The organism is Alkalihalobacillus alcalophilus ATCC 27647 = CGMCC 1.3604 (genome assembly GCF_000292245.2).
GTDB lineage: Bacteria > Bacillota > Bacilli > Bacillales > Bacillaceae_D > Alkalihalobacillus > Alkalihalobacillus alcalophilus.
This window is the reverse complement of sequence record NZ_ALPT02000015.1, coordinates 1-18,071: the sequence shown is the minus strand read 5'-3', so window position 1 is coordinate 18,071 and position 18,071 is coordinate 1. Positions and strand designations below refer to the sequence as shown.

13 protein-coding genes are annotated in these 18,071 nt (G+C 38.6%); all 13 read left to right on the top strand.

The window, feature by feature from the left end; all coding sequences use genetic code 11:
• Positions 1-41 precede the first annotated feature (41 nt).
• The 13 genes from leuC (at position 42) to hemB (ending at position 17,799) form a co-directional block, all read left to right on the top strand.
• On the top strand, positions 42-1,463 hold the full coding sequence (gene leuC / locus BALCAV_RS05750) for a 3-isopropylmalate dehydratase large subunit (protein ID WP_003323878.1): 1,422 nt from the start codon (positions 42-44) through the stop codon (positions 1,461-1,463).
• A gap of 13 nt (positions 1,464-1,476) precedes the next feature.
• The gene (gene leuD / locus BALCAV_RS05745; protein WP_003323877.1) at positions 1,477-2,061 is read left to right on the top strand and encodes a 3-isopropylmalate dehydratase small subunit; all 585 of its coding nucleotides are present in this window, start codon (positions 1,477-1,479) and stop codon (positions 2,059-2,061) included.
• 1,098 nt (positions 2,062-3,159) lie between these two features.
• The gene (locus tag BALCAV_RS05740) at positions 3,160-4,206 is read left to right on the top strand and encodes a tetratricopeptide repeat protein (RefSeq protein ID WP_003320876.1); all 1,047 of its coding nucleotides are present in this window, start codon (positions 3,160-3,162) and stop codon (positions 4,204-4,206) included.
• Between the two features lie 155 nt (positions 4,207-4,361).
• Entirely contained in the window at positions 4,362-5,666 is a 1,305-nt protein-coding gene (gene tig / locus BALCAV_RS05735) for a trigger factor (protein ID WP_003320877.1), read from the top strand.
• Between the two features lie 524 nt (positions 5,667-6,190).
• A complete protein-coding gene (clpX, locus tag BALCAV_RS05730) occupies positions 6,191-7,465 on the top strand; it encodes an ATP-dependent protease ATP-binding subunit ClpX (RefSeq protein ID WP_003320878.1) in 1,275 nt (424 codons plus the stop codon).
• A 216-nt stretch (positions 7,466-7,681) separates the two neighbouring features.
• Positions 7,682-9,352 carry an ATP-dependent protease LonB gene (gene lonB / locus BALCAV_RS05725; RefSeq protein ID WP_003320879.1) on the top strand — a complete coding sequence of 557 codons (1,671 nt, stop codon included), beginning with the start codon at positions 7,682-7,684 and terminating at the stop codon, positions 9,350-9,352.
• Between the two features lie 104 nt (positions 9,353-9,456).
• Entirely contained in the window at positions 9,457-11,784 is a 2,328-nt protein-coding gene (gene lon / locus BALCAV_RS05720; RefSeq protein ID WP_003320881.1) for an endopeptidase La, read from the top strand.
• Positions 11,781-12,368 carry a ribosome biogenesis GTP-binding protein YihA/YsxC gene (gene yihA, locus BALCAV_RS05715; RefSeq protein WP_003320883.1) on the top strand — a complete coding sequence of 196 codons (588 nt, stop codon included), beginning with the start codon at positions 11,781-11,783 and terminating at the stop codon, positions 12,366-12,368. Before lon ends, yihA begins: the two co-directional genes overlap by 4 nt.
• 481 nt (positions 12,369-12,849) lie before the next feature.
• Positions 12,850-14,232 carry a glutamyl-tRNA reductase gene (gene hemA, locus BALCAV_RS05710; RefSeq protein WP_003320884.1) on the top strand — a complete coding sequence of 461 codons (1,383 nt, stop codon included), beginning with the start codon at positions 12,850-12,852 and terminating at the stop codon, positions 14,230-14,232.
• Positions 14,233-14,251: 19 nt separating this feature from the next.
• The gene (locus BALCAV_RS05705; protein WP_003320885.1) at positions 14,252-15,064 is read left to right on the top strand and encodes a cytochrome C assembly family protein; all 813 of its coding nucleotides are present in this window, start codon (positions 14,252-14,254) and stop codon (positions 15,062-15,064) included.
• Between the two features lie 40 nt (positions 15,065-15,104).
• The gene (hemC, locus tag BALCAV_RS05700) at positions 15,105-16,037 is read left to right on the top strand and encodes a hydroxymethylbilane synthase (protein WP_003320886.1); all 933 of its coding nucleotides are present in this window, start codon (positions 15,105-15,107) and stop codon (positions 16,035-16,037) included.
• 2 nt (positions 16,038-16,039) lie between these two features.
• Positions 16,040-16,825 carry a uroporphyrinogen-III synthase gene (locus BALCAV_RS05695; RefSeq protein WP_003320887.1) on the top strand — a complete coding sequence of 262 codons (786 nt, stop codon included), beginning with the start codon at positions 16,040-16,042 and terminating at the stop codon, positions 16,823-16,825.
• Positions 16,822-17,799 carry a porphobilinogen synthase gene (gene hemB, locus BALCAV_RS05690; protein WP_003320888.1) on the top strand — a complete coding sequence of 326 codons (978 nt, stop codon included), beginning with the start codon at positions 16,822-16,824 and terminating at the stop codon, positions 17,797-17,799. The genes BALCAV_RS05695 and hemB overlap by 4 nt, the downstream gene beginning before the upstream one ends.
• Positions 17,800-18,071 lie beyond the last annotated feature (272 nt).

Here is an 18,071-nt window from a genome sequence, read left to right as displayed (position 1 = left end):
ATAAGAAGCAATACAGAAAAAGGGAATAAGGAGGAGCGCAAATGGCAGTGAAAACAATCATCGAGAAGATTTGGGAAAAGCATGAAGTGATGGCAGAAGAGGGGAAACCAAGTCTTCTTTATATTGATTTGCATATGGTGCATGAAGTAACATCTCCACAAGCGTTTGAAGGACTTAGACTTGCTGGGCGTAAGGTAAGAAGACCAGATTTAACGTTCGCGACGATGGATCATAATGTACCAACTGTTAATCGTTATGATATAACCGACATGATTGCAAGAAAACAAATGGAGACATTAAAAGAAAACTGTCGTGATTTTGGGATTGATATAGCCGATTTGGAAAGTCCTGATAATGGAATTGTTCACGTTATCGGTCCGGAACTTGGTTTAACTCAGCCTGGAAAAACGATTGTTTGTGGGGATAGTCATACGTCTACACATGGGGCTTTTGGGGCTTTAGCTTTTGGAATTGGAACGAGTGAGGTTGAGCATGTGTTAGCCTCTCAAACATTGTGGCAATCCAAACCGAAAACATTAGAAGTACGTATCAATGGTCAGCTAAGTCCAGATTTGTCTGCCAAAGATGTCATTTTAGCGGTTATCTCTAAGTTTGGGGTGGATGTTGGCACAGGTTCTGTTATTGAATTTACAGGTGAGGCTATTCGAGGCATGACGATGGAAGAGCGAATGACCATTTGTAATATGTCAATTGAAGCTGGAGCAAAAGCAGGATTAATTAGCCCTGACCAAGTGACATTTGATTATTTAGAAGGGCGTGAAAATGTTCCTAAGGGCGAAGATTACAAAAAACTAGTCGAGAAATGGAAAAAACTTGCCACGGATGAAGGGGCGAGTTATGACCGTACAGTTGTGATCGAAGCTGCAGAGATTGAACCGATGGTGACATGGGGGACGAATCCATCACAAGGAGTAGGCATTAGCCAACTTGTTCCAGCTCCAACAGATGGTAAAAATGATACGGACAGACGCTCGATTGAACAAGCACTTGAATACATGGAATTAACGCCACATACGCCTGTCAGTGATATTAAAATCCAGCATGTGTTTATTGGTTCCTGTACAAATTCACGAATCAGTGATATTCGGGCGGCAGCCAATGTTGTAAAAGGACATAAGGTGGCTGATGGAGTAAGAGCGCTGGTTGTGCCAGGTTCTCAGAAAGTAAAGAAAAAAGCGGAAGAAGAAGGCTTGAACCAAATTTTCATTGAGGCCGGTTTTGAATGGCGTGATTCTGGCTGCAGTATGTGCTTAAGTATGAATCCAGATGTTGTTCCTGAAGGGGAACGTTGTGCCTCCACGTCGAATCGGAACTTTGAAGGGCGGCAAGGAAAAGGAGCAAGAACACATTTAGTTAGTCCAGAAATGGCTGCGGCTGCTGCAATAGCTGGTCATTTTATTGACGTAAGAAAGTTAAAAAAACAATCACAAGCAAATGGGTAAGGGGGAGTAGGAAATGGAACCGTTAGTGATTCATGAAGGGAAAATAGCGACACTAAATCGTGTGAATGTGGATACCGATCAAATTATCCCAAAACAATTTTTAAAACGCGTTGAAAGAACAGGTTTTGGTCAATTTTTATTTTATGATTGGCGTTTTCTAAAGGATGGGCAAGCTAACCCTCATTTTGAATTAAATAAACCACATGCATTAGGAGCTTCCATTTTAGTGGCTGCCCATAATTTTGGTTGTGGTTCTTCACGTGAGCATGCACCTTGGGCCTTACATGATTATGGATTCAAGGTTGTCATTGCTCCAAGTTTTGCTGATATTTTTTACAATAACTGTGTAAAAAATGGCATGTTACCGATTCGGTTAAATGAAGAACAAACAAATGAACTATTGGAGCGTGGAGCGGAGCATGAGTTTGAATTGAAGGTCGATTTGAAAATGCAAAAAATAACAGGTGCTGATTTTGATGCATCGTTTGAAATCGATCCTTATTGGAAAGAAATGTTACTTAACGGCTGGGATGAAATCGGTTTGACGTTAAGATACGAGACCGAGATTGCAAAATTTGAACAAACCCACACGGTCTAATGAAGCAAAGCTGTCCCGAAATAAAAAAATGCCGAGGGACAGCTTTTGGTTTTAGTGAAATAGAACGGTGTTTTTAATATTTGGTCAGCGTTGGTATGTAAAAAAGGTCGAGTAACGCGGTCCAAAGCAAATTGGCCGAGGTTGTGGTGAAAAAAAAGCCAAGCAACCCTGCCCAGCCAACATTTATTTCATATAAATATCTCAACTTTCGTATCGAGAAAATCCGTTCAACTAGTTGGCAGAGCGAAAGGGAAGCTCGTAAAAAAATGCCCTTGACACGTTTGAAAAGCCAGAACGTACTATCACACCAAACGGATAAACTGTGCATCAAGAAAAAATAGACAATGTACAATGCACTTCGGCTGTCGCTCCCAAACAGACACTCCGCGTCCTGCAGGAACCTCATGAGCCTCCTCAGCACGCTTGCGGGGTCTCATTGGGCGGTTTATTCCTGCGGGAGTCTCCGTGTCTGTTTGTCCGCTAGATACTGGAATCGAATCTAGGTTCCTTTTTCTCATGGAATAAAAAAACAGTCATGACTTCAACGTACATTAGCTAGATGATCGAGCTTGTTTATCCTGTCTTTTGATGACTACAGACTTAGGAAAAAATAGGTGGCAACTACCTATTTAGTTCCATAACCAACAAATTTAAGAAGAAGGTCCTTCTGCGTTAGAAATAGCTGATTGAGAATGGCCATATCATCAAGCATCTCCACGACACTTAGCGGAGTATGGTTTTGGTAGCGACAGCCGAAGCTCTTCATTTTACTGCACAGTTTCCTTCAATAGCAAACGAAGAGATGTGTTCAGACTGTCAACGATTGAACCGTTCATGTAAAGTCAATTTGAGTATGGTATCGCCCTAAAGTCAATCTCTATCAACGGTTAAGGGTCAATTATACGCTGCGAAAGTTGAGTAATTTAATAAAAAGGATGGGATATAAGCTCACCTAGAAAAAGAAAGCGTTGTCATAATATGGTATACTAATAAAAGAGGGAATTTGATTGTGTTTGCTCATTTCTCTTGATAAACTAATTAAAATCATCTTACATATAAAGAGCGAATCATTATAGGTCACAAAACTGGAGAAAGTATATGGATGAAAAACGAGAAAAGATAAATAAATCAAAAATAATTCCATACCCAGGTCTCGTGCGAAGATTAATAGAGAAAGGGATGGAATCATTAAAGGAAAAAGAACCAAGAGAAGCCTATGAACTCTTTAATGAAGCGGCGAATTATGAACCAGACCATCCACAGGTCCGTTTTGGGAGAGTCTTATGCTTAGTTGAGTTAGGGCGACTTGAAGAAGCGGTTGAACAGACAACGAGCTTGTTACATGAAGATATTGGTGATTATTATGATAATTTGCAAGTACATATTTCTTTACTCGTTCAGTTAGCCAGATACCATGAGGTTGTTCATTTATTAGATGCGGTTTTAGCAGAAAATCGCTTGCCTTCTCAACATGCAGAATCACTTTATCAGTTGCTTCATTTTAGTAGACAAATGACAAATGATGATTCCTTCACAACCTTTACAGAACGTGAGGATGAGGTAAATGAACATGTTTTATCGATGCTACAATCAGATAATGTGAGCTTACAAGGTCAAGCCATACAAATTTTAAAAACAATGAATAAACCTTATGTTATAGAAGCCTTTATCTCTTATGTTCAAGAAGAACAACATGACCTTTTATTACGCTCGATTGCATTAGAAGCCTTACATAATTTTGATGTCAGTGAAAGTATACATATAAAAAAGTTAGGGATGAACCAAACGGTTATTCCCAATCAATTGCCTCTTGTTTATGAGCAGCCTTTTGCGAAGGAAGTCATTCAATTATTAAGCGACTTTCTTGAACATGAGAACCCGAATCTTTTAGAAATGGCGAATCAACTATGTTGGGCTCATATGTATGCAATCTATCCATTTTCTCCAGAGCCAAAGCAGGCTGAGCTATGGGCCACTGTTTTTTACATTGTGGTTTCGAATCGAATGGGAATGGATATAAATGAAGAGTGGGTTGAATCGATTTCAAATAAGGATATCCTTCAGTTAGATGAATATGTACAATTAGTAGAAGTGATTGAAATGAAATCATATCAAGGGTTTGATTTAAATGGATTTCACTTATAAAAACATAACAAAAAGGGTAATTCCTAGCAAACAATGTTAGTTCTAGTAAATTCATTTGAAAAGAATAGGCTTTATGTTATAATGATGTGGTTGTCAACGTTGAAATTATGAGTAAATGTTCGGAAACGAAGATGTATATAGTTGGAGGGAAAGTAATGACTGCAAAATGGGAAAAGCAAGAAGGAAATCAAGGAGTTTTAACTTTTGAAGTTGACGCTCCAAAATTTAAGGAAGCACTTGACGTTGCTTTTAAAAAGGTTGTTAAGAAAGTTAATGAGCCAGGATTCCGTAAAGGAAAAATGCCTCGTCCGTTATTCGAAAAGAAATATGGTGTAGAATCACTATATCAAGATGCTTTAGATGTATTGCTTCCAGAAGCATATCCAAAAGCAATTGTAGAAGCAGGTATCGAGCCAGTTGCTCAGCCTCAAATTGATGTTGAGACAATCAGTAAAGAGACTGGTGTTGTTTTTAAAGCAACGGTTATCGTAAAACCTGAAGTGACTTTAGGCGATTATAAAGGTCTAGAAGTAGAAGAAGTAGATACAACTGTAACAGATGAAGAAGTAGAAGCTGAGCTAAAGAGCTTACAAGAGCGTAAAGCTGATTTAGTTGTAGTAGAAGATGGAGCAGTTGAAGAAGGCGACACAGCTGTTATTGATTTCGAAGGCTTTGTTGATGGCGAAGCGTTTGACGGTGGTCAAGCAGAGAACCATTCATTAGAAATCGGTTCTGGCCAATTCATCCCAGGATTTGAAGAGCAATTAGTTGGTCTTAAATCTGGTGAAGAAAAAGAAGTAGAAGTAACATTCCCAGAAGAGTATCATTCAGAAGATTTAGCTGGTAAAGCAGCAACGTTTAAAGTGAAATTACATGATATTAAACGTAAAGAGCTTCCTGAATTAGATGATGAATTTGCAAAAGATGCAAATGAAAATGTGGAAACTTTAGATGAGTTAAAGAAAGAATTAAGAGAAAAGTTAGAGCATGATAAGAAGCATCAAGCAGAGCATGCAGTACGTGATACAGTAGTCGAAAAAGCGGCTGACAATGCAACGATCGATGTACCAGAAGAAATGGTTGCGACGGAAGTAGATCGTATGGTTCAAGAATTTGAACAACGTTTACAAACTCAAGGCCTTAACTTAGAGTTATATGCTCAATTCTCTGGTCAAGATGAAGCGGCCCTTCGTGAACAATTCCAAGTGGATGCAGGTAAACGTGTCCGTGTGAATTTAACACTAGAAGCGATTGCAAATGCGGAAGCAATTGAAGTAAGTGATGAAGATGTTAATAAAGAATATGAGAAAATGGCTGAAATGTACCAACGCTCTGTTGAAGAAATTAAAGCTATTTTAAGTGCACAAGGTGGAGACGAAGCCATCAAAGGTGACTTAAGAATTCAAAAAGCTGTTGAACTTCTAGTAGAAGAAAGCAAAACAGTAGCAGCTGCTGAGTAATTCCATTTTCACATGAGATGCTTAAACTAGGTAGCTCTCTATAAAGTATAAACAAGGTGCGAGCTGAAATCGTACCTTGTTTTTCCATCCTATAAAAATCAGTTTATCATCTTTTCTCGTTTTGGAATGTATGAGCGAGGCTTGAATTGAACAAGCTGAGAAGAAGCCGTTTCAACAAAAAATGATGGGAGATTGTTCATTTTAAGTTAGAAGATCTTTTGTAAGAAAAAAAGGATTTTCAAGGTTGGATCTTGAATTTATTATAAATCCACACATACACATAAGTAAGATGTTTAAATTTGAGTATCCGTATTTAGATGATTTTATTTTTGCTCTCCACACATCATCTATACATAAGAAGAGAGATTAGTTTTTCTTTTTCTGGTTCTGTGTTACAATAGCTGAAAATCTCGACAAATCTAGATAATCTAGAAATGCTGTGCAATTTTCGAGCCGTGTTATACAAGACCAAAATGAAGAAAATAATGGTTTGAAATGGTACAATATTTCTGAGGGGTGATTAAATGTTTAAATTTAATGATGAAAAAGGGCAACTTAAATGTTCTTTTTGTGGGAAAACTCAAGACCAAGTCCGTAAGCTAGTTGCTGGACCAGGTGTGTATATATGTGATGAATGTATTGAACTCTGTACAGAAATTGTAGAAGAAGAACTCGGAACAGAAGAGGAAGTTGAATTTCAAGAAGTTCCGAAACCTTCTGAGATTCGTTCCATCTTAGATGATTATGTTATCGGCCAGGAAAGAGCCAAAAAATCATTATCAGTAGCTGTTTATAATCATTATAAGCGTATCAATGCACTTAACCGCTCTGAAGAGGTAGAACTTTCTAAAAGTAATATTTGTATGATTGGGCCAACAGGTAGTGGGAAAACATTATTAGCTCAAACATTAGCTCGTATTTTGAATGTACCTTTTGCGATTGCAGATGCAACTTCATTAACAGAAGCAGGTTATGTAGGGGAAGATGTTGAGAATATCCTCCTTAAATTAATCCAAGCGGCTGACTATGATGTGGAGAAAGCAGAAAAGGGTATTATTTACATTGATGAGATCGATAAAGTTGCTCGTAAATCTGAGAATCCTTCGATTACAAGGGATGTTTCAGGTGAAGGGGTTCAACAAGCTTTATTAAAAATTCTTGAAGGTACAACTGCAAGTGTACCGCCACAAGGTGGAAGAAAACACCCTCATCAAGAATTTATTCAAATCGATACAACAAATGTTCTCTTTATTTGTGGAGGGGCATTTGATGGAATTGAGCAAATTATTAAGCGTCGATTAGGGAAAAAGGTTATTGGTTTTGGTTCAGAATCTAGACAGGAAGACTTAAAGCCAGGTGAATATTTAGGGAAAGTATTACCTGAAGATTTACTCCGTTTTGGATTAATTCCTGAATTTATCGGCCGTTTACCAATTATCTCAAGCCTAGAACCTTTAGATGTTCATGCTTTAGTGGAAATTTTAACAAAACCAAAAAATGCTCTCGTAAAGCAATACCAAAAATTACTTGAGCTTGATGATGTTGAGTTAGAATTTACGGACGCGGCATTAAAAGAGATTTCAAATAAAGCGATTGAAAGAAAGACTGGGGCACGCGGATTGCGTTCCATTATTGAAGGACTCATGTTAGATGTCATGTTTGATCTTCCATCACGTGATGATGTGGTCAAATGTATCATTCATGATAAATGTGTTACCGAAAATGCCGCTCCAATCTTAAAAACAGAAGATGGCTCTGAGATCACATTAACTAAAACAGAACCTAAAGAGAGTGCTTAATCCAAATAGGCGAGTTGTTTGATAAGAAAAACCACGGTGAGTGAAGATAGACTCTCCGTGGTTTTCTCGTCTTTCTTAAGACTTTCTGTAGTTGGATTAGATTTTGTCTTGCATTTTTTTCCTTTAGTTACAACGTTTTCAGTCCTGATAGTTTGGTTAGCTAAAATGTTAGCGGTCATACTATAAAAAACGAGTAACGATGTAGGAGGAAAAGTCATGAATTGGACAGGGATTGCGTTGTTAATTCAATTGTTTTTTGGAATTGTTATTGGGTTGTACTTTTTTAACTTGCTGAAGAGTCAACGAAATGGCCGTGTTTCGATAGATAAAGAATCCAAAAAGGAAATGGATCAGCTCAGAAGAATGCGCTCTATTTCATTAAGTGAGCCTTTAGCAGAAAGAGTGAGGCCAATTAGTTTTGATGATATTGTGGGCCAGTCAGAAGGCATTCGTACATTAAGAGCAGCATTATGTGGGCCAAATCCCCAGCACGTCTTAATTTATGGACCTCCTGGAGTTGGAAAAACAGCAGCTGCAAGGTTAGTTTTGGAAGAAGCGAAGCGAAATTGTGAATCGCCATTTCGGCAAAATGCCGTTTTTGTTGAGCTAGACGGGGCTACAGCTCGTTTTGATGAGCGTGGAATTGCCGATCCCTTAATTGGTTCTGTGCACGATCCGATTTATCAAGGGGCTGGTGCGATGGGCCAAGCTGGTATTCCTCAACCAAAACATGGAGCTGTTACGAAAGCACACGGAGGAATGCTTTTTATCGATGAAATTGGGGAATTGCATTCTATCCAGCTGAATAAATTGTTAAAAGTACTTGAGGACCGAAAAGTTTTTTTAGAAAGTGCTTATTATAGTGAGGAAAATCAAGCCATTCCAAGGCATATACATGATATTTTTCAGAATGGTTTGCCTGCTGATTTTCGGTTAATAGGAGCGACAACAAGACGACCAGATGAAATTCCACCTGCGATTCGTTCTCGTTGTTTAGAAGTGTATTTTCATGCGTTAAAGCCAAATGAAATCGTACAGATTGCAGAAAAAGCGATTCAAAAAATTCAATATACCGCAGAAGAAGGGGCACTCGAAAAAATCGCTAAATATGCGACAAATGGTCGTGAGGTTGTCAATATTGTGCAAATCTCAGCTGGGGTGGCATTAGCGAGTGGACGAAAAGAAATATTGCTTGATGATGTTGAATGGGTTTTACATGCAAGTCAATTGAGCCCACGCCCAGAAAAACAAATTCATCATGAATCCGAAGTTGGAATTGTTAATGGTTTAGCGGTTTTTGGTCCCAATATGGGTGCTTTACTTGAATTGGAAGTGAATGTGATCGAAAACAAAGGCAACGGTCAAATTAACATTACCGGGATTGCCGAAGAAGAGCATACTGGAAATCAATCGCGTTCAATCAAAAGGAAAAGTATGGCAAAAGGTTCGGTTGAAAATGTTGTCACGGTTTTAAGAAGAATGGGCATCCCTACTTCTGATTATGATATCCATGTTAATTTCCCAGGAGGAGCTCCTGTTGATGGACCATCTGCAGGAATTGCGATTGCAACGGGAATTTACTCGGCTATTGAAGGGGTTAAAGTGAAGCATACGATTGCAATGACAGGTGAACTAGGGATTCACGGTGCGGTTAAGCCAATCGGTGGTGTTGTTGCCAAAGTCGAGGCTGCTAAACTTGCAGGTGTAAAAACCGTAATTGTTCCTGAAGAGAATATGCAAGCCTTATTGAAACAAATAGACGGCATCAATGTGGTTTCTGTTAAGAATTTAGATGAAGTATTGGAATTAGCACTTGAGCGTGTGGAAGAAGAGGAAGAGATCATTCCAGCGATTAACCCGATGGAGAGTGCATCAACGCTTATTTAGATTAGACAAAGGTATGGGGATAAGATAAAATTGAGAAAGATTAGAGCAAAATGAGCCAATGAGTTAGGAGAAATTTGGAAACAGAAAGATGGGGGTGTATGCGGATGGTCGAACATAATAGGAAACGGCAAATTCCGCTTCTGCCTTTACGCGGACTTCTGGTATTTCCATCAATGGTGTTACACCTTGATGTAGGAAGAGCAAAGTCAGTTCAGGCATTAGAGAGCGCTATGGATAGTGATCATGAAATTTTATTAGCAACACAAAAGGATATCTCAATAGATAATCCAAAAGATGAAGAAATTTATTTAATTGGAACATTAGCAAAGATAAGTCAGCTTTTACGGTTACCTAATGGTACAGTTCGAGTTCATGTTGAAGGATTATCAAGAGCCAAAATAAGTCAATTTTTAGACAACGAGGATTATTTAGAAGTTGAAATGGACGTTTTGGAAGATAAAGATCCTTACAAATCTCCGGAAATTCAAGCCATCATGCGTAACATGCTGACAATGTTTGAGCAATATACAAAAGTCTCAAAAAAAATCTCTGTTGAAACAGTCCAAACGATTAAAGAAATTAGTGAACCGAGCCGTTTAGCCGATGTTGTTTCTGCTAATTTACCGTTAAAGTTATCGGAAAAACAACAGCTTTTAGAAATGACTTCTGTTAAGGAGCGACTTATTCATTTAATTCAAATTTTAAATAATGAACAAGAAGTCCTTGGCTTAGAAAAGAAAATCGGTCAACGCGTTAAAAAATCAATGGAGAAAACGCAAAAAGAATATTATTTACGTGAGCAAATGAAGGCCATTCAAAAAGAGTTGGGTGATAAAGAAGGGCGTACTGGTGAAGTCGCTACTTTAAGGGAGCAGATTGAAAACTCGGATATGCCAGAGGCTATTTTGACAAAAGCTTTAAAGGAACTGGACCGATATGAAAAGATGCCAACAAATGCAGCGGAAAGCTCTGTCCTTCGTAACTATTTAGATTGGCTTATTCAATTGCCATGGACGAAAGAAACGACTGATCAATTAGACGTGATTCGGGCCGAAGAAATTTTGGATAAGGATCATTATGGTTTAGAAAAGGTTAAAGAACGTGTCTTAGAATATTTGGCGGTTCAACAGTTGACAAGGGAATTAAAAGGACCGATTTTATGTTTAGCTGGACCTCCTGGTGTGGGGAAAACATCACTTGCCAGATCCATTGCTCGATCATTAGGTCGTAAATTCGTGCGTATCTCTCTTGGTGGGGTAAGAGATGAAGCGGAAATTCGTGGACATCGTCGTACATATGTTGGTGCTATGCCCGGACGTATTATTCAAGGAATGAAAAAGGCGGAAACAGTCAATCCTGTTTTCTTATTAGATGAAATTGATAAGATGGCCAATGACTTTAGAGGTGATCCGTCTTCAGCTTTATTAGAAGTTCTTGATCCGGAACAAAACAACACGTTTAGTGATCATTATATTGAAGATCCGTATGATTTGTCGAAAGTGATGTTTGTGACAACAGCAAATAATATTGGAACCATTCCTGGACCACTATTAGACCGTATGGAAGTTATCACGATTGCTGGTTATACAGAGCTTGAGAAAATGCAAATTGCTAAAAACTATTTGCAAAAGAAACAAAGAAAAGATCACGGGCTAACAGGTAATATGTTACGAATTAATGATGAAGCACTGTTAAAAATAATCCGTCATTATACGCGAGAAGCTGGAGTACGGACACTTGAACGTCAACTAGCGGCGATTTCGCGTAAAGCCGCAAAAATGATTGTGTCTGGAAATAAAAAGCGGGTAACCGTTAATGAAAAAATGGTCGAGGAAATGCTCGGGAAACCGCGCTTCCACTATGGTTTAGCAGAAATAGAAGACCAAATTGGTGCCGCAACAGGGCTCGCTTACACAACAGCTGGTGGAGATACGTTATCAATAGAAGTATCGCTAGCGCCGGGTAAAGGTAAACTTTCCTTAACAGGGAAGCTAGGCGATGTCATGAAAGAGTCAGCTCAAGCCGCGTTTAGTTATATTCGATCTCGTTCTTCTGAATTAGAGATCAATCCGAATTTTCATGAAGAAAATGACATTCATATCCATGTTCCAGAAGGAGCGACTCCTAAGGATGGTCCTTCTGCTGGAATCACAATGGCGACAGCTCTTATCTCTGCTTTAACAGACCGACCTGTTAAGCGAGAAGTCGGGATGACAGGAGAAATTACTTTACGTGGACGTGTGTTACCGATCGGTGGGTTGAAGGAAAAATCAATGAGTGCTCATCGGGCCGGTTTGAAAACGATTATTATTCCGAAAGATAATGAAAAAGACTTAGAAGATGTACCAGAAAGTGTTCGTAAAGATTTAGACTTTATTTTAGTATCTCATTTAGATGAAGTACTAAAACATGCATTGGGAGAGAAAAAATGAAGGTTACAAATGTAGAATTAGCCACGGTTGCTGTTAAACCAGAACAATATCCGAATACACAGCTGCCAGAAGTCGCCTTAGCCGGTCGATCAAATGTAGGAAAGTCATCTTTTATTAATAAGATGATAAACCGTAAAGCTTTAGCGAGGACGTCAGGACGTCCAGGGAAAACCCAAACATTAAACTTTTATATGGTGAATGAAATGGTCTATTTCGTTGATGTTCCTGGCTACGGCTTTGCCAAAGTATCCAAATCAGAACGTGAAGCATGGGGACGTATGATTGAAACGTATTTACAATCACGTGAGCCATTGAAAGCAGTTATTCAACTGATTGATATTCGCCATAAACCATCACAGGATGATAAGCTCATGTACGAGTGGCTCAAACATTTTGAGATTCCCGTTATTATCGTCGCTACTAAAAGTGATAAAATTCCTAAAGGGAAATGGCAGAAGCATCAAAAAGTAATCGAAAAGGAATTGAATAAACACCCTGAAGATCCCGTCGTTTTATTTTCTTCAGAAACAGGCAACGGTAAAGAAGAGGCATGGCGAAAAATCCTCCACTATATCGGAAAATAGGTTATTAGAAAAGGCTGTTGCGATCGATTAGGATTGCAGCAGCCTATTTTGGTTTAACTTTTTAGTTCATCATACTTACATCATTTTAGAAATAGAGAGAAAAAATTAAATTAGAATTATTATAAAGAGTGTGGTAAAATCAGATAGGGGAATGGATAGGTCGGATAAAATTTGTCGATTTGGATATGCTAGGAATGAGAAAATGAACGTTTATTGTAAGGTTGTCATTCATTATTTTACAAAGAAATCCTTATTTTACTAAGGAAATGCGTCATTTATTGTTCACAATTTATTTTTATGTGCGAGATGATCCATGATATAATAATTATTATAAATAAGAGATAAATGGAAGTCCTGATGGAATTTTATATTATGTAAAAACATATAACAGTGTCGGTGTTTTTGTTTTAAATGGTTCACTCCGTTTAATACGATAAGCGCAACCAATGAGCTAAAATTGATTAGGGGGGTGAGCGACAGGATGTTTATGCTGCTAGTTGGGTTGAATTACAAAACGGCTCCTGTCGAGATGAGAGAAAGGTTCACATTTAGTGATGAGGAACTACCTAATGCTTTAAAGAAATTAAGAAATTCTAAAAGCATTTTAGAGTGTGTCATTATATCTACCTGTAATCGTACGGAAATTTATGTGGTTGCCGATCAACTACATACAGGCCGCCATTATACGAAGACATTTTTGGCGGAATGGTTCAACATGCCTAAGGATGATTTCTCGATGTATTTAGATATTCGAGAAGAAGAGCATGCCGTTGAACATTTATTAAAAGTAGCTTCTGGACTCGATTCGATGATTTTAGGGGAAACCCAAATTCTCGGACAAGTTCGTAATAGCTTTTTATTTGCTCAAGGTCAACAAGTGACAGGTACGATTTTTAATCATTTATTTAAGCAAGCGATCACATTTGCTAAACGTGCTCACTCAAAGACAGATATTGGGAAGCACGCTGTATCCGTTAGTTATGCTGCGGTTGAGTTAGGAAAAAAAATCTTTGGTGATTTTTCGAACAAGCATGTGCTAATTTTAGGTGCAGGAAAAATGAGTGAACTGACAGCTAAGCACCTACACGGTAATGGAGCTAAAGATATTACCGTTATTAATCGAACGATGGAAAAAGCGGAGGAGCTTGCCCTTCGTTTTGCTGGTCAGGCAAGAGCCTATGAACAGTTAGAAAAAGCCTTATCAGAAGTTGATATTCTCATAACATCAACAGGGGCACGTGGTTTTGTGATTACAAAATCGATGATTGAAAATGTAATGAAACAAAGAAAAGGCAAACCGTTATTTATGGTTGATATTGCGGTCCCACGTGATTTAGACCCTGAGATTGCTTCATTTGATGATGTTTATTTATATGATATCGATGATTTGCAAAACATCGTTGAAGCGAATTTAGCTGAACGGAAAAGAGAAGCGGATAAAATTGAGTTAATGATGGAAGCAGAGCTCGTTGAATTTAAGTCATGGTTAAGTATGCTTGGTGTTGTTCCAATTATTACGGCTTTACGTACAAAGGCGTTAGCTGTTCAAGCGGAGACGATGGAAAGCATTGAGCGGAAAATGCCTGATTTAACGGAACGTGAACGTAAAGTATTAAGTAAACATACGAAGAGTATTGTGAATCAACTGCTTCGTGATCCAGTTACTCGGGTGAAAGAGCTTGCAGGTGAAGAAAAAGCAGAAGAAGCTCTTGAAATGTTTACGAAAATCTTTGCGTTAGAGGCTGAATTAGAAGCCCAACAACAACAAGAACGGATCATCAAGGCCGAAGAGCAATGGGAGAATGCCAAAAAACAAGAAATAGCAGTAGCCAAGCCTAGACAAAAAGCTGCTGTACGCTCTTAATGAAGAGGGATGACGGCTCGTGAATTGGATTTATCCTATTACGATTGTATTGTATAGCTTAAGTGTCTTTTGTTATTTTATCGATTTTTTACAAAACAACCGGAAGGTCAATAGAGTGGCTTTCTGGTTGCTTTCCGTTGTGTGGCTTTTGCAAACGGGCTATTTTATTATCCGAGCGATTTCATTAGGCCAAGTTTTGGCTATTAGCTCATTGGATGGCTTATTTTTTTATGCTTGGACCGTAGTGACGGTTTCTCTTGTGATTAATTGGTATTTCCGTGTTGATTTTATCGTGTTTTTTACAAATCTTGTTGGGTTTGCGATGTTAGCGTTTAGTCTATTTCCGAGGAATATCGATCGACTAGAGGCTCTTCATAGTTTATTAAGTTTGGAATTGTTACTCATTCATATTAGTTTTATCTTTTTATCATATGCCGCTTTTACATTGGCATTTGCTTATTCGATTATGTATGTTATTCAGCATCAAATGCTGAAAAGAAAAAAGTGGGGCAAGCGCTTGCAACGATTTGGATCGTTAACAAGTTTAGATAAAATGGCATTCATTTTTACGATGATAGGAGCTCCACTCTTATTAATTGGTATTATCCAAGGGTATATTTGGGCAACTGTTCAACTGGATGAGTTCCAGTGGTTTGATCCGAAAGTTTTATCTTCCTTCCTGACATTATTGATTTATCTCGTTTACCTGTATAATAGGGTAGTGAAGCATAAGCAAGGATATGGTTTTGCTCTTTTAAATATCGCAGGTTTTTTAGTTTTATGTATTAATTATTTTTTATCAAGCCAGTATACAAGTTTTCATTTATGGTAAATAAGGAAGTTAGTAACGGAATGCAGAACGGAGGATTTTGATGAGAAAAATAGTGATTGGTTCAAGAAAAAGTAATCTTGCTTTAACACAAACGAACTGGGTTATTGACCAGTTAAAGAAGGTGGGGGCTCCTTTTGAGTTTGAAGTGAAGAAGATTGTGACAAAAGGTGATCGGATTTTAGATGTGACGTTATCAAAAGTCGGTGGTAAAGGTTTATTTGTTAAAGAGATTGAACGTGCTTTAGCAGATGGTGAGATTGATATGGCGGTTCATAGTATGAAGGATGTTCCTTCCGAGCTGCAACCAGGTTTTACAATTGGAGCGGTACCGGAGCGTGAAGATCCACGTGATGCCTTAATTTCAAATAATCATGTGAAACTTGCTGATCTACCAAGCGGTTCTATAGTAGGGACGAGTAGTTTACGTCGTTCAGCTCAATTATTGGCAGAGCGTCCTGATTTAGAAATTCAGTGGATTCGCGGAAATGTAGAGACAAGACTTAGCAAATTAGAGGATGAAAACTTTGATGCGATTATTTTAGCAGCAGCTGGTTTAAAAAGGCTAGGTTATTCAGAAGAGCTTGTAACAGAGTATCTTGATACAGAGACGTGTATTCCGGCTGTTGGGCAAGGAGCTCTAGGGATCGAGTGTCGTTCAGATGATGAGGAAGTGAAGCAGCTTTTAGCTGAAATTAATGATACGATTACAGAGCGTATCGTTACGGCAGAGCGTGCCTTTTTACATAAAATTGAAGGTGGTTGTCAAGTGCCAATTGCGGCTTATGGTACTTTGCAAGAGAATGGCGATATTTCTTTGACCGCTTTAGTGGGATCGCCGGATGGTAAAACGATTTTAAAAGAAACAAGAGTTGGAAATGAGCCTGTTGAGTTAGGTGTTTCCATTGCTAACACATTGCTTGAGCAAGGAGCTCGTGAAATCTTAGATAAAGTTAAAAAGGAAAGCGGCGAATAGTCGTGACAAAAACAGTGTTGGCAGGTAAAAAAATCGTTGTCACTAGAGCGGAACAACAAGCAACTGGCTTTGTGCAAAAGCTTGAGTCCGCTGGAGCTGACATTTATCAGCTACCATTAATTACTTTTGAACGAACAGGTTTGTCACCAGTAGAACGAGAAGCGATTTGTCATTTTGAGCAGTTTGATTGGATCGTTTTTACGAGTACAAATGGTGTGAAGTTCTTTATGGATGCCTTAGTGAAATTTAAAATCGAACCGAAAAAATGGCCGAAAATCGCCGTCGTTGGAAAAAAAACAGCAGAAGCTTTAAGCAGCTATGGGCTTGACATAGAGTTAAAACCAACCCTATTTGTTGCTGAACAGCTATCGGATGAGTTAAAAGAACAAGTGACAAATGAACAATCTGTTTTAATTATTCGTGGCAGACTTGGGCGCAAACTGTTAATGGAACAGTTATCAAAAGTTGTTAAAAAAGTTGTCACTGTGACGATTTATCATACGGTATTGCCTGAAGCAGCTTCAAGTCGATTTAAACATTTGCCTTTTCATGACATCGATTTGATTACTTTTACAAGCTCGTCTACTGTTCACCATTTTGCCCGACTGCTTGAGGATAATGATTTGTTCTTTGAAGATTATCACTGGAAAGTCGCTTGCATTGGACCGATTGCCGCGAAAACATGTGAACAATATCATTTTCCTGTTACGATTATGCCAAGTCAATTTACGGTAGACGATTTACTAAACTCGATTATCGCTTACTATGAGGAGGAGAAAAGTAAATGAAAGACTTAATATTTCAACGCCACCGTCGTTTAAGGCAAAGTGGAAGCATTCGTAATATGGTAAGAGAGACACAAATAAGTGCTCATGATTTTATTCATCCTCTTTTTGTTGTTGAGGGCGAAAATATTAAAAATGAAATCAAATCAATGCCAAATGTGTATCAATGGTCATTGGATTTGTTAAATGATGAAATTGATGAAGTGGTTGAACTCGGAATTCAATCGGTCATTTTATTTGGTGTTCCAAAAACAAAGGATGAAGTCGGTTCTTCTGCTTATGACGATGAAGGAATCGTCCAAAAAGCGATTCGTCAAATTAAAGAGCGTCATCCAGAACTAACCGTTATTGCCGATACATGTTTGTGTCAGTTTACTGATCATGGTCATTGTGGAATCGTAAAAGAAGGCAAAGTATTAAACGATCCAACGCTTGATTTATTAGCTCAAACAGCGGTATCACAAGCAAAAGCAGGAGCCGATATTATTGCACCATCGAATATGATGGATGGATTTGTCGCAGCGATTCGTCATGGTCTTGATCAAGCAGGTTTTGAGGATGTACCGATTATGTCTTATGCGGTCAAATATGCCTCTGCTTTTTATGGTCCATTCCGTGATGCGGCTCATAGTACACCACAATTTGGAGATCGTAAAACGTACCAAATGGACCCAGCAAACCGTCTGGAAGCGATTAGAGAAGCACAGTCTGATATTGAAGAAGGAGCCGATTTCCTCATTGTGAAACCAGCCCTCTCTTATTTAGATATCATCCGTGAAGTAAAGGATCTCTCTGGTTATCCAGTAGTTGCTTATAATGTGAGTGGTGAATATGCAATGATTAAAGCGGCTAGTGAAAATGGTTGGGTTGATGAAAGAGAAATTGTATTAGAAAAGCTGATGAGCATGAAGCGTGCCGGAGCCGACATTATTTTAACATACCATGCCAAAGATGCCGCTAAATGGCTGAAGGGGTAAGTATTAGTTCAGCTGCGTCCGTTAGAAGCTTGAGAAAAATCGGTCTGCCTATAAAGTCAAAAAGCGACTTTCTAGTCAGCCCTGTATTTTTTCTCGCTTCTAAGCAAACGGACTACGCTTTATATCAATCCAGCTACGCCTGTTAGAAGCTCGAGAAAAATCGGTTCGTCTGAGTGAAGACAAAGAGCGTCTTCATCAGCCGCCCCTGCCCACAGGAAGTGGGTACAAGGCGTTGCGGCAGGATGGCGCGAACTTAGCGTTGATCCTTAATT

Excerpts from the sequence above, each read along its gene's own strand:
- leuC (WP_003323878.1), top strand. The coding sequence starts at position 42 with ATGGCAGTGAAAACAATCATCGAGAAGATTTGGGAAAAGCATGAAGTG.
- leuD (WP_003323877.1), top strand. The coding sequence starts at position 1,477 with ATGGAACCGTTAGTGATTCATGAAGGGAAAATAGCGACACTAAATCGT.
- BALCAV_RS05740 (WP_003320876.1), top strand. The coding sequence starts at position 3,160 with ATGGATGAAAAACGAGAAAAGATAAATAAATCAAAAATAATTCCATAC.
- tig (WP_003320877.1), top strand. The coding sequence starts at position 4,362 with ATGACTGCAAAATGGGAAAAGCAAGAAGGAAATCAAGGAGTTTTAACT.
- clpX (WP_003320878.1), top strand. The coding sequence starts at position 6,191 with ATGTTTAAATTTAATGATGAAAAAGGGCAACTTAAATGTTCTTTTTGT.
- lonB (WP_003320879.1), top strand. The coding sequence starts at position 7,682 with ATGAATTGGACAGGGATTGCGTTGTTAATTCAATTGTTTTTTGGAATT.
- lon (WP_003320881.1), top strand. The coding sequence starts at position 9,457 with ATGGTCGAACATAATAGGAAACGGCAAATTCCGCTTCTGCCTTTACGC.
- yihA (WP_003320883.1), top strand. The coding sequence starts at position 11,781 with ATGAAGGTTACAAATGTAGAATTAGCCACGGTTGCTGTTAAACCAGAA.
- hemA (WP_003320884.1), top strand. The coding sequence starts at position 12,850 with ATGTTTATGCTGCTAGTTGGGTTGAATTACAAAACGGCTCCTGTCGAG.
- hemC (WP_003320886.1), top strand. The coding sequence starts at position 15,105 with ATGAGAAAAATAGTGATTGGTTCAAGAAAAAGTAATCTTGCTTTAACA.
- hemB (WP_003320888.1), top strand. The coding sequence starts at position 16,822 with ATGAAAGACTTAATATTTCAACGCCACCGTCGTTTAAGGCAAAGTGGA.